11 protein-coding genes are annotated in these 12,491 nt (G+C 74.6%); 3 read left to right on the plus strand and 8 right to left on the minus strand.

What is annotated here, in order from left to right:
• Positions 1–63: 63 nt before the first annotated feature.
• On the plus strand, positions 64–1,140 hold the full coding sequence (gene hemE, locus ACWFR1_RS20635; protein ID WP_453553145.1) for a uroporphyrinogen decarboxylase: 1,077 nt from the start codon (positions 64–66) through the stop codon (positions 1,138–1,140).
• 39 nt (positions 1,141–1,179) lie between these two features.
• On the opposite strand, the gene ACWFR1_RS20640 is transcribed toward hemE, so the two are convergent.
• From ACWFR1_RS20640 to ACWFR1_RS20650, 3 genes are all read right to left on the minus strand, one after another.
• Positions 1,180–1,668 carry a hypothetical protein gene (locus ACWFR1_RS20640; protein WP_453553147.1) on the minus strand — a complete coding sequence of 163 codons (489 nt, stop codon included), beginning with the start codon at positions 1,666–1,668 and terminating at the stop codon, positions 1,180–1,182.
• A gap of 66 nt (positions 1,669–1,734) precedes the next feature.
• Complete coding sequence (locus ACWFR1_RS20645) at positions 1,735–3,108, minus strand: FAD-dependent oxidoreductase (protein WP_453553149.1); 1,374 nt, start codon at positions 3,106–3,108, stop codon at positions 1,735–1,737.
• 9 nt (positions 3,109–3,117) lie between these two features.
• A complete protein-coding gene (locus ACWFR1_RS20650) occupies positions 3,118–4,197 on the minus strand; it encodes a DUF4349 domain-containing protein (protein WP_453553151.1) in 1,080 nt (359 codons plus the stop codon).
• Positions 4,198–4,336: 139 nt separating this feature from the next.
• Here ACWFR1_RS20650 and hemG point away from each other — a divergent pair, with 139 nt between their 5' ends.
• Complete coding sequence (gene hemG, locus ACWFR1_RS20655; protein ID WP_453553153.1) at positions 4,337–5,812, plus strand: protoporphyrinogen oxidase; 1,476 nt, start codon at positions 4,337–4,339, stop codon at positions 5,810–5,812.
• A gap of 17 nt (positions 5,813–5,829) precedes the next feature.
• The gene (gene hemQ, locus ACWFR1_RS20660) at positions 5,830–6,552 is read left to right on the plus strand and encodes a hydrogen peroxide-dependent heme synthase (RefSeq protein WP_453553155.1); all 723 of its coding nucleotides are present in this window, start codon (positions 5,830–5,832) and stop codon (positions 6,550–6,552) included.
• Between the two features lie 66 nt (positions 6,553–6,618).
• Here hemQ and ACWFR1_RS20665 read toward each other — a convergent pair whose 3' ends face one another.
• From ACWFR1_RS20665 to ACWFR1_RS20685, 5 genes are all read right to left on the minus strand, one after another.
• Complete coding sequence (locus tag ACWFR1_RS20665) at positions 6,619–8,280, minus strand: alpha/beta hydrolase (protein ID WP_453553157.1); 1,662 nt, start codon at positions 8,278–8,280, stop codon at positions 6,619–6,621.
• A gap of 85 nt (positions 8,281–8,365) precedes the next feature.
• A complete protein-coding gene (locus ACWFR1_RS20670) occupies positions 8,366–9,145 on the minus strand; it encodes a TIGR04222 domain-containing membrane protein (protein ID WP_453553159.1) in 780 nt (259 codons plus the stop codon).
• A gap of 48 nt (positions 9,146–9,193) precedes the next feature.
• A complete protein-coding gene (locus ACWFR1_RS20675; protein ID WP_453553161.1) occupies positions 9,194–10,216 on the minus strand; it encodes a TIGR04222 domain-containing membrane protein in 1,023 nt (340 codons plus the stop codon).
• 2 nt (positions 10,217–10,218) lie between these two features.
• Positions 10,219–11,724: a DUF692 domain-containing protein gene (locus tag ACWFR1_RS20680; protein ID WP_453553234.1), complete on the minus strand. Its 1,506-nt coding sequence runs from the start codon at positions 11,722–11,724 to the stop codon at positions 10,219–10,221.
• Between the two features lie 184 nt (positions 11,725–11,908).
• On the minus strand, positions 11,909–12,490 hold the full coding sequence (locus ACWFR1_RS20685; RefSeq protein WP_453553163.1) for a hypothetical protein: 582 nt from the start codon (positions 12,488–12,490) through the stop codon (positions 11,909–11,911).
• Position 12,491: the final 1 nt, after the last annotated feature.

Consider the following 12,491-nt stretch of genomic DNA (forward strand, 5'->3'; position numbering starts at 1 on the left):
CAGTGCGGGGAGGGACACCCGGCCCGGACGAGCGGCTTCCCGCCACATGCGAAGATTCTGGTCGTGAGTGCCAATGAACGCCCGCAGGGCCAGCAGACGAAGCAGCAGTCGCGGACGTACGACTCCGCGTTCCTCAAGGCATGCCGGCGCGAGCCCGTGCCGCACACCCCCGTCTGGTTCATGCGGCAGGCCGGGCGCTCCCTCCCCGAGTACCTGAAGGTCCGCGAGGGCATCCCCATGCTCGAGTCGTGCATGCGGCCCGAGCTGGTCACCGAGATCACGCTCCAGCCGGTGCGCCGCCACAAGGTCGACGCGGCCATCTACTTCAGCGACATCGTCGTCCCGCTCAAGGCCATCGGCCTCGACCTCGACATCAAGCCCGGCGTCGGCCCGGTCGTCGCCGACCCGATCCGCACCCGCGCCGACCTGGACCGGCTGCGCGACCTGACCCCCGAGGACGTCCACTACGTCACCGAGGCCATCGGGATGCTCACCGCCGAGCTGGGCGAGACCCCGCTCATCGGCTTCGCCGGCGCGCCCTTCACCCTCGCGAGCTACCTCGTCGAGGGCGGCCCTTCGCGCAGCCACGAGCGCACCAAGGCGATGATGTACGGCGACCCGCAGCTCTGGGCCGACCTGCTCGACCGCCTCGCCGAGATCACCTCGGCCTTCCTCAGGGTCCAGATCGAGGCCGGCGCCTCCGCCGTGCAGCTCTTCGACTCCTGGGTGGGCGCCCTGGCCCCGGCCGACTACCGCCGCTCGGTGATGCCGGCCTCGGTGAAGGTCTTCGACGCGGTCGCCGGCTACGGCGTCCCGCGCATCCACTTCGGCGTGGGTACGGGCGAGCTGCTCGGCCTCATGGGCGAGGCCGGCGCGGACGTCGTCGGTGTCGACTGGCGCGTCCCGCTCGACGAGGCCGCCCGCCGCGTCGGCCCCGGCAAGGCGCTCCAGGGCAACCTCGACCCCGCCGTGCTCTTCGCCTCGCCCGAGGTCGTCGAGGCGAAGGCGGACGAGGTCCTCGCCGCCGCGAAGGACCTGGAGGGGCACGTCTTCAACCTCGGCCACGGCGTCATGCCGTCCATGGACCCGGACGCCCTGACCCGTCTCGTCGACTACGTGCACACGCGGACGGCCGTCTGACCGTCGTCCGACGGCCGCCCGTGCGAGGACCGCGTAGCCTCAGGCCTCGCAGTTGACCGGTGCGTTGCCGACGCCCACCCGGCAGAAGTCGAAGCCGAGGCTGCCGTCGACGACGCCCGCGTTGGCGGAGACCCGCAGGTAGTCGTTCCCGAGCCCGCCCGTGACGGCGCCGCTCGGGGCGACGGTCCCGGCCGTGACGTAGTCGCCCGCGTCACCCCCGGCAACCGTGCCGGAGATCGTGCCGGAAACGCTGAGGTAGTCGGCGCCGGGACCGCCGGTCACCAGACCGGCGACCGGGCCGCTGACGATGATGGTGTCGCTGCCGCCGAGACCGTTGACCTGGTCGCCGTTGGCGACCGAGGCGCAGCGGATGACGTCGCTGCCAGGGGTGCCCGACACGACCGTGCCGGTCACGGGAAAACCGTTGACCGTGCACGTCGTGGCGGCGTGGGCGGGGGCCGCGGAGAGGGCGAGCGGGGCGATGACGAGAGAGGCGGCGCAGAGCGCCCGCGCGGTGTGTCTGATCATGTGACTACGCACTCATGGTGACGAAGGGTGCGCAATTCGTCACCACCCGTCACTGTGCCGCTCGGGTCATCCCGCCGCCCGAACGGCCGCCGTCGCCTTCCGGGCCGCGATCAGCACCGGGTCCCACACCGGCGAGAACGGCGGCGCGTACCCCAGGTCGAGCGCCGTCATCGCCTCCACGGTCATCCCCGCCGTCAGCGCCACGGCCGCGATGTCCACGCGCTTGGCCGCGCCCTCGCGCCCCACGATCTGCACGCCGAGCAGCCGTCCCGTACGCCGCTCAGCCAGCATCTTCACCGTCATCGGCGCGGCCCCCGGGTAGTAGCCCGCCCGGCTCGTCGACTCCACGGTCACCGTCACGAACCGCAGCCCCACCTCGCGGGCGTCCTTCTCCCGCAGGCCCGTCCGCGCGATCTCCAGGTCGCACACCTTCGACACCGCCGTGCCCACCACACCCGGGAAGGTGGCGTAGTCGCCGCCGACGTTCGCCCCGATGACCTGGCCGTGCTTGTTCGCGTGCGTCCCCAGCGGCACGTACCGCTCCCGGCCCGAGACCAGGTCCAGGACCTCCACGCAGTCACCGCCCGCCCAGATGTCCTCGTGGCCGCGCACCCGCATCGCGAGATCGGTGAGCAGCCCGCCGTACGTGCCCAGCGGCAGCCCCGCCGCCCGCGCGAGCGAGGTCTCCGGCACCACACCCGTGCCCAGGACCACCACGTCCGCCGGGTACTCGGCGTCGGCCGTCGCCACCGCCCGCACCCGGCCTTCCGCGCCGGTGAGGATCTTCGTCACCTCCGCCGAGACGACTGTCGTGATCCCCAGGCCGTCCATCGCCCGGTGCACCAGCCGGCCCATGTCCGGGTCGAGCGTCGCCATCGGCTGCTCACCCCGGGTCAGGACCGTCACGTCGTACCCCCGGGCGAGGAGAGCCTCGGCCATCTCCACCCCGATGTAGCCGGCGCCGACCACGACCGCCCTCCGGCCCGGTGTCCGCTCCAGCGAGTCGAGCAGCGCCTGCCCGTCGTCGAGGGTCTGCACGCCGTGCACTCCGGGCGCGTCGATCCCCGGCAGCGGCGGACGCAGCGGCCGGGCCCCGGTCGCGATCACCAGCTTGTCGAAGTCCGTCCACGCCTCCGTACCCGCGTCGAGGTCCCGGGAGAGGACGCGCCGCCCCGGCACGTCGATCGCGGTCACCTCGGTGCGCATCCGCAGGTCGATGTCCCGGGCCCGGTGCTCCTCCGGGGAGCGGGCGATCAGTTCGCCCCGCGCGGTGACGTCCCCACCGACCCAGTACGGAATGCCGCAGGCCGAATACGAGGAGAAGTGACCGCGCTCGAAGGCGACGATCTCCAGCTCCCCGGCGGACCTGAGCCTGCGCGCCTGCGACGCGGCGGACATGCCCGCCGCGTCGCCACCGATGACCACCAGTCGTTCACTCATGGGAAGAAACTACTTCTCGGGGGTCTCCGGGGTCTCGGCCGCCGCCTCGGGACTCGTCCCGTGGCCTGTTCCGGGCGTCGGCCCGGAAGCCGTCCCGCGAGCCGTGGGGACGCCGGCGGCGTTCACCCCCGGCAGGGGCCGGGTCTCCGGAGCCGCGCCCGGGCGCGCCGCGCGGCGCGGGCGAATCAGGCGGTGCCACCCGACGAAGGCGACCAGCGCCACCGCGAGCCACGGGGCCAGCGCGGCCAGCACGATCACGACCCAGGCGAGCGCGCCCACCAGCGCGTTCCACCCGCCGCTCAGCGCGTCGCCGAAGCCGGGCCGGCCCTCGTCCTCGTCGACCCCCGGCTTCTCCTTCTCGGTGAGTTCGAGGGTGATCGTCGCCAGCGTCGTCCGGTCCTTCAGCGAGGACTGCTGGGCGAGCAGCGCCTCCAGGTCCGCCTGGCGGCGGCTCAGCTCGCCCTCCAGGGTCACCACGTCGGCCAGCTTCTCCGCCCGCTGCATCAGCGCCCGCACCCGCGCGACGCTCGCCCGCTGCGTGGCGATCCGGCTCTCCACGTCCACGACCTGCTCGGTGACGTCCTTGGCGTCCGCCTTGCGGGCGAGGAGCTTGCCCGTGCCCGCCAGCTCGGTGAGGACCGCGTCGTACTGCTCCTGCGGCACCCGCAGCACGATGTGCGAGGTGACGTGCGTGTCGTCGACCCGCTCCGTCGTCTCGTTCTCCACCCGCCCACCCGAGCCGGCCGCGACCCTGCGGGCCGTGACCAGCGCCTTCGCGGCGTCCTCGACCTCCACGGTGAGCGAGGCGGTACGGATGACGTGCTGCGGCCGCGCGGCCCGGCCCGGTTCCGTGGGCTGCTTCTCGCTGCCCGCGGCGGCGTCGGACGCGGCGCCGGCTTCGGCGCCCTCCTCCCTCGCGCCCTGCGCCGCGCTCACGCCGCTCTTGCTGTCGGTGCCGTGGTCCGCCGAACCGCCCGCGCCGCAGCCGCTCAGGACGAGCGAGGCCGTCAGCAGCGCGCCGAGCGTCGTGGTCCGGGCCCGGGACACCGTGCGTGCTCTGTTCCCGCTTCTGTTCCCGCTTCTGTTCATGGTTCCCCCCAGGGAATGATGGTGAGTCGTGCTCCTTGGACGTGGGCGCGGGCCACGCGGGTTTCCGTCCGGCGGTAGCGATGCGGTCACGTTCCGGCCTCGGAACGGGAGCGCACGGGCGATTTGAGAGAGTGGTCCCATGAACGCGGACACCACGGGACCCCACGTCGTCGTCGCCGGAGGCGGAATCGCCGGACTCGCGGCCGCCCACCGGCTCGCCACCGCCGGCCACCGGGTGACCCTCCTCGAAGCGGGCGAGCGCCTCGGCGGCAAGCTCCTCGCCGGGGAGATCGCCGGCGCGCCCGTGGACCTCGGCGCCGAGTCGCTGCTCGCCCGCCGCCCCGAGGCCGTCGCCCTCGCCCGGGCCGTCGGCCTCGGCGACCGGCTCCAGGCGCCGGCCACGACCACCGCTTCCGTCTGGTCCCGCGGCGCGCTCACCCCCATGCCCAAGGGCCATGTGATGGGCGTCCCCGGCGACGGCCGCGCGGTCGAGGGCCTCCTCTCCGAGGAGGGCGTGCGCCGGATCGGCCTCGACCGCGAGCTGCCCCCGACCGAGATCGGCGAGGACGTCGCCATCGGCGCGTACGTCGCCGAGCGCATGGGCCACGAGGTGGTGGACCGGCTCGTCGAACCGCTCCTCGGCGGCGTCTACGCGGGTGACGCCTACCGCATCTCGATGAAGGCCGCCGTCCCCGCCCTCTTCGAGGCCGCCCGCCGCCACCCCACGCTCACCGCCGCCGTCCACGCCGTCCAGCAGGCGGGGGCGGCCGTCCCCGCCGACGCGGCGGGCGCCGCCACCGGCCTCGGCGGCTCCGTCTTCCTCGGCGTCGAGGGCGGTGTCGGCACCCTGCCAGGCGCCGTCGCCGCCGCGATCCGCGCCGCCGGTGGCGAAATCCTCACCCGCACCCCCGTCACCGCCCTGCGCCGCACCGGACCGGCCGGCTGGGAGGTCGTCGCCGGAGACCGGGTCCTGGCCGCCGACGCCGTCGTCCTCGCCACCCCCGCCGGGCCCGCCGCCGCGCTCCTCGCCGGGCACGCGCCCGCCGCCTCCGCCGAGCTCGCGGAGATCGCGTACGCCTCCATGGCCCTGATCACGCTCGCCTTCCGCCGCGCCGACCTGCCCGCGCTCCACGGCTCCGGCTTCCTCGTGCCGCCCGTCGACGGCCACACCATCAAGGCGTCCACCTTCTCCAGCCAGAAGTGGCGGTGGGTCGCCGACGGCGCCCCCGGCCTCTTCGTCCTGCGCACCTCCGTCGGCCGCCACGGCGAGGAGGAGCAGGTCCACCGCGAGGACACCGACCTCGTCGCCGCCTCCCTGAAGGACCTCGCCGCCGCCACCGGGCTCTCCGCCCGCCCCGTCGCCACCACCGTCACCCGCTGGACCGGCGGCCTGCCCCAGTACCCCGTGGGCCATCTCGCCCGGGTCGCCCGGGTCCGCGAGGCCGTCGCCGCCCTGCCCGGACTGCGCGTCGCGGGCGCCGCGTACGACGGCGTCGGCATCCCCGCGTGCGTCGCCTCGGCCCACCGAGCGGCCGACGAGATCGCGGGCGAGTTCGGGGACGAGATCATCGCCACGTCGAAAAGGACCGACCCCGGTGCGGGGCACTCCTCGTGACGGGCGAGAATAGGCGTATGAGTGCGCCCGAAAAGATCCCGAACGCCGGTAAGAAGGCGAAGGACCTCAACGAGGTCATCCGCTACACCCTGTGGTCTGTGTTCAAGCTTCGAGACGTTCTCTCCCCTGAGAACACAGACCGCGCCGGCTACGCCGACGAGGTCCAGGAGCTGTTCGACCAGCTCGCCGCCAAGGACATCACCGTCCGCGGCACGTACGACCTGTCCGGTCTGCGCGCCGACGCCGACGTGATGATCTGGTGGCACGCCGAGACGAGCGACGAGCTCCAGGAGGCGTACAGCCTCTTCCGCCGCACCAAGCTCGGCCGCGCCCTGGAGCCGGTCTGGTCCAACATGGCGCTGCACCGCCCCGCCGAGTTCAACAAGTCGCACATCCCGGCCTTCCTGGCCGACGAGAACCCGCGCGACTACATCTCGGTCTACCCCTTCGTGCGCTCCTACGACTGGTACCTGCTGCCGGACGAGGACCGTCGCCGCATGCTCGCCGACCACGGCAAGATGGCCCGCGGCTACCCCGACGTCCGCGCCAACACGGTCGCCTCCTTCTCGCTCGGCGACTACGAGTGGATCCTCGCCTTCGAGGCCGACGAGCTGCACCGCATCGTCGACCTCATGCGCCACCTGCGTGCCTCCGAGGCCCGGATGCACGTCCGCGAGGAGGTCCCGTTCTACACCGGTCGCCGCAAGAGCATCGCCGACCTGGTGGCGGGCCTGGCCTGACACGGCCGTACGAACCCGGTGGTGGCCCGGCTCCCGGCCGGGCGCGCCACCCCTTGACCCGGAAGATCAGACGGCGGGCGTCTTCGTTGCCCTCCCGTCCAGCGACACCGGGTCCGGCTCCGGGTGCGGCGCGCATGACGCGCGCCGCACCGGCGTCATTTCCGGGCCCTTTCCAGGGCTCGCTCCCGGACTCCCCTCCTGGCTCCTTTCCGCCTCCGGCACCGCACCCGTGAGCAGATAGCGCTCCAGATGGCCGTTCACGCAGGCGTTCGGTCCGCCCGCGACACCGTGCGTGCCCGCGTCCCGCTCGGTCACCAGGGCCGCGCCCGACAGCCGGCGCTGCATCGCGAGGGCTCCCGCGTACGGGGCCGCCGCGTCCCGCTCCGCCGCCAGGATCAGCACCGGCGGCAGCACCCCCGGAGCCGTCCGCACGTCAAGCGGTCGCTGCCGGGGCGCCTTCCAGTACGCGCACGGCAGGTTCATCCAGGCGTTGTCCCAGGTCTCGAACGGGGCCCGCTCCGCCAGCAGGGTGTTGTCCCGGTCCCAGACGGCGAACTCCTCCGGCCAGGGCGCGTCGTTGCACTCCACCGCCGTGTACACCGCACGCCCGTTGCCCGCGTCGGGCCCCGGCGTCTCCGGGGGAGCGGCCTGCGCGATCAGCGGCCCCGGATCGCCCCGCAGATACGCGGCGAGCGCGCCCGCCCGCAGCGGCCAGAACCGGTCGTCGTAGCCGGTCCCCAGCATCGCGCCGTGCAGCTGGCCGGGGCCGACCCGGCCGCCCGCCGGGCGCTCCGCGAGCTCGGCGCGCACCCGCTCGTAGCTCACGGCGACCTCCCGCGCGGTGCCACCGAGCCCGTACACCGCGTCGTGCTTCGCCACCCACGTCCGGAAGTCCGCCCAGCGCCCCTCGAACGCCTCCGACTGGGCGAGGTTGTTGTGATACCAGATCCGCCCCGGCGACGGGTCCACCGGCGCGTCTAGGACCATCCGTCGCACCCGGTGCGGGAAGAGCGTCGCGTACAGGCCGCCGATGTACGTGCCGTACGAGGCGCCCAGATACGTCAGGCGCGGTTCGCCGAGCGCCGCCCGGACGACCTCCAGGTCCCGGGCGTTGTTGAGCGAGTGGTAGTGGCGCAGGGCGGCGCCCGTCCGGCGCGCGCAGCCCTGCGCGTACGCCTTCGCCCGCGCGATCCGCTCCCGCTTGTCCACCTCCGACGGCCGGTTCGGCGCGGGGCTCGGGCCCGTCACCCGGTCCGCCGGGTCCTGGCAGGAGACCGGCGCCGAGCGGCCCACCCCGCGCGGGGCGTAGCCCACGAGGTCGTAAGCGGCGGAGATCCGCCGCCACTCCGGGAGCTCGGCGGCCAGCGGGAAGTACGTCGAGGAGGCGCCCGGGCCCCCGGGGTTGAAGAGGAGCGCGCCCTGGCGGCCGGCGGCGGGCCCCGAGGCCCGGACGCGGCTGACGGTCAGCGGGATGCGGGGCCCGTCGGGGTTCGCGTAGTCGAGCGGTACGCGGACCGTGCCGCATGCGACGGACGGCGGCAGTTTCTCGGCCGGCTGGCAGGCGCCGAAGGCGATCCCCTCGGCGGCGGCCCGGTGGGCGGCGAGCGAGGTGCCGCGCGCCTCGGAGGGTGGGGCGTCGTGGGCGCGGGCCAGGGGGACGGCGGGGACAGTGGTGAGGGAGGTGAACAGGAGGGCGCTGAGGGCTCCGTACAGCGCGGGAGAGGGCATCGGTGCTTCCCTTCGTGACCGCGTGCGCGTGGGGCGCGCGGGGACGAGGAGATCGTTGGCGCGGGGAGGGAGCGAAGTAAAGGAACTACGGGAGGCGTACGGGAGCGTGTCCCCGGAGGGCCGCGCGGAGCTCGGGCTCCAGGACGGCGGGGCCGCGCGTCGCGAGCGCGGTGAGCGGGTCGGCGGGGGAGAGGCCCGAGAGCAACCGCTGCCCGGCGGGGGACGCCCAGCGGGTGTACGGGTACACCTCGATCCGGCCGATCAGCAGACAGAGCCCGGAGGCGAGCAGCGGCAGCGCGAACCCGGCGACGGCCAGGGTCCGTTCGGCGCCGGACACGAGGAGCGCCGCGGCCGTCCCGAGCGCGAGGGTGAGCAGGAAGGCGGCCCGTACCGCCCGCACCCCGGCCGCGATCTCCCGGCGGCCCGCGTCGGACACGGCGAGCCCCCGGTCGACGAGCCGCTGCGCCAGCGACCGTACGGAGTCGGCGGCGGCCACCAGCGGGCGGACCTCGGGGATCGGGGACTGGCCGGCGGGCCCGATGGCGCCCAGCACGACGCTCTCCCACTCGTCCCGGGAGCCGGCCGAGGAGTCCACGACCGTCGCCCAGCCGGTGTGGGCGAGCAGCAGCCGGCGCTCCCGGTGCATCGTGACGAGCGTGAGATCGGTGACCCGGAGCGGACCGCCGGCGAGATAGGCGGCTTCGAGGACGGTGAGCTCGGAGTCGTCCCCGATGCCGAAGTCGTCCCCGGAGCCGTCCCCGACGGGGGACGCGGGCCGGGCCGCCACGAGGGTGGCCCGGCACAGCCGCGCGCAGCCGATGCCGGCCACGACGCACGCCACGAGGAGAAGCGGAACCCAGACCATGTCCGAGTTCTACGACAGGGCGGACGGCCCCGCCACTCGAACGGGTGATCAGCTGCTGGAGCTGGAGCTGGAGCACGAACTCCCGCTGGAACTGGAGCTGGAGCACGAACTGCCGCTGGAGCTCGAACAGGAACCGCCGCCCCCGCCACCACAGCCGGACCCGCCGCCCGAGCAGGACCCGGAGGAGCACGAGCCGGAGTCTCCGCCCGAGGAGGAGCCGCCCCCGCCGCAGAAGCTGTTCTCCGCGCACCACGCGGCGGCCACACCGACGGCCGCGTAGTCCGAGGAGTGGTGACGGGAGGGCCGGGGCCGCCTTCCGCGGCCCCGTGGCGGCGCGTACACCCGGGCGGCGGCGAGGAGTTGCTCCCGAAGCACCTGGTCGGGCAGGCCCCGCAGCCCGTACAGCGCCACGAGATGGCCGGCGTCCGTGAGGTGACCGCGGGACCGTCCGTACGCGTCGAGGGCGCTCTGCCCCGCCGAGGTGACCCGCTTCGCGGAGAGCGCTCCGCACGTGATGGCGGTGATCCCGGCGGCGAACAGGACGGGCAGCACCTTCACGACGAACGGCACCGACATCTCCGACGCGGTCGCGAGGTCGAGGACCGTGAGGAGGACCGAGACGGGGAAGAGGAAGAAGGCCGTGAGGCCGAGCGCGAGGCACCAGCCGACGGTGGTGCGCTGCCGGGCCGGCTCCACGATCAGCCCGCGCGCGGCGAGCCCGTCACCGATCTCCTGGACCGCCGGGTGCCGCATGGAGGCGAGCCGCAGGTGGTGGAGGGCCCCGTGCGGGGCCGCCGCGTGCTCCTGGAGCACGGCGCGCTCGACGGGGTCGTACGCGACGGGCCGGACGACCGCGACGATCCCGGGGCCGCCGATCGCGATCCGACCGTCGGACTGGAGGGCGGCGACGGCGGCGTCGACGACCCGGGCCGGGCCGCCGTTCAGGAAGGCCGCCTCGTACCGGTCGTGGACGGGTCCGCCCGTGCCGCCGCGCGCGCGAACGACCCGGGTGATCAGCAGGGCGATGCCGGCGGCGCCGGCCAGGTAGAAGACGACGACCAGGGTGTTCACGGTCACCTCCGTACAAGGGCGTGGCGGGCGGCCCGGGCGAGCCTGAGGGCGCGGCCGGGCGGGCGGCTGCCGGAACGGTCCTGCCACCACTCCGTGAGCAGCCGTCGGGCGGCCGGGTCCTCGGGGCGGTCGGCGAGCAGCAGGTGCTCGGCGAAGTCGAGGGCGTCACGGCGGTAGCCGCCGGTCATGGGGCGGGACCTGGCGTACGCGAGGAACGCGGGCCGGAAGCCGCGGCCGAGGATCTCCGGCAGCTCGGGAGCGACCTTCGCGACGACCCCGGCCCGCTTGGCGGCCAGCGCCCGGCTCTGCACGCCGAGCCGTCGGCTGTCGAAGCCCTCGGGCGCGGGCGTCCCGGCGACGAGCGCCGACAACAGCGCGGCCTGCGCGAGCCCGACGCGCTGCCGGGCGCCGGCGGAGGGCGGGGACGCGTCGTCGTCCGACGCCCGGGGACGGGGCAGCTCGGATGCCACGCCATCGCCATCGGCCGCGACATCGGTATCGGCCGCGACATCGGTATCGGCCGCGACCGCGACATCGGCATCGATCGCGACATCGACCGCCGCGGTCGTGGCGGGCGCGGCGGGCGCGGCGCTCGGCATCGGTCCGCCCGACACCCGGGCGCCCGCGCCGATGAGCAGCGGCGCGGCCGGGGCGACGGAGCTGCCGACGGGCGTCCCGGCCCTTCGGGCCCGCGCCACCGTCGACCGGATCACCGTCAGCTCCGCCGCCAGCTCCTCCGCCGGCGGGAAGTCGTCGTCCCGCTCCAGGAGCACCCCGGGCGGCGAGACCCGCGAGGCGAGGTCCGCGAGGACGTCGAGGACCGGGCGCGGCACCGGGTGCGCGTGGGTGTCGTGCCAGACGCCGTCGCGCTCGACGCCGCCCGCCACGTGCACGTACGCGATGGCCTCCCCCGGCAGTCCGGACAGGGCCTTCGCCGGGTCCTCGCCGCGGTTGACGTGGTTGGTGTGCAGGTTGGCGACGTCGATGAGGAGCCGTACCCCCGTACGCTCCACCAGCTCCGCCAGGAACCGCCCCTCCGTCAGCTCCTCCCCGGGCCAGGCGATCAGGGCGGCGATGTTCTCCAGGGCGAGCGGCACGGGCAGCGCGTCCTGCGCGATGCGCACGTTCTCGCAGAGCACGTCGAGCGCGTCCCGGGTCCGGGGCACGGGCAGCAGGTGGCCCGCTTCGAGGAGCGGCGACGCGGTGAGGGGCCCCCCGGCCCGTACGAACGCGATGTGCTCCGTGACCAGCGGCGCCCCCAGCGCCACCGCCTTCTCCCCGAGCGCGGCCAGCCGCGCCGGGTCCGGCCGGTCCGCGCCGCCGAGCCCCAGCGACACCCCGTGCGGGACGACCGTCACGCCGCGCTCCCGCAGTCGGGTCAGCGAGTCGGGCAGGTGGTCGGCGCAGATGTTCTCCGCGACCACCTCGACCCAGTCGACGCCGGGCAGCGCCTCCACCGCCTCCGCGATCTCGGGCCGCCAGCCGATGCCGATGCCGAGTTCCGCCATGTCCCCCATGTCCCCCTCCTTCGGTCCTCAGTCCTCCACGTGATGGCCCCGGTGGGGACGTCCGAACCCCGGGAGGGGGACGTTCAGAGCTACATTTGAGGTTTCGGTGCCCGGAGGCCGCCGCTCTGCCCCGGGGCCACGAACCGGGTGCGCGCCGGGCACGGCCGCGCACCGGTCGCCGGGCTCACCTGGCGCCAGGGATCGTGTGATAGCCCGTGGTCAGCGTCCAGACGACGAGCGTGCCCGGGCGCTTCCGCAGCGCGGCGAGGGTGAGGCCGGCGGGATCGGACACGCAGGTGCTGAGCACCGCCTTGCGCAGGGGGCGCGGTTCCGGGAGCCGCGCCCGCGTGTCGTCGCCGGGTGGGTCCCAGGACAGCAGCTCCCCGCGAGCGACACTGGGGAGTACGTGGTGAGCCGACCGGTCCACGACGAAGTACAGGTGCAGCCGCATCAGGCAGTCCAGCGCGGGCTGCCGCGGGGCGTTCTGATCGAGGAAGTTCCTGCCGCCGCCTCGGGTGCACATGTCCACCAGCGTGGTGCGCGCGGCCGGACCCCACGGCCCGGACCTGCCGATCTCCTCGGCGCGCGCCCGCAGTTCACGCTCGGCGCGCTCCCGCTTCCGCCGGACCTCGTCCGACGCGGCGATCTTCCGGAGCTTCCGCTTGCCGGGGCGGCGGCCGCAGGCGTCGATCCCCACCAGCACGAACAGGAGCAGCAGGGACGTGGCCTGGCCGACCCGCCGCCCCAAGGCTGAGGACGAGGTCATG

The organism is Streptomyces sp. NPDC055103 (assembly GCF_053607625.1).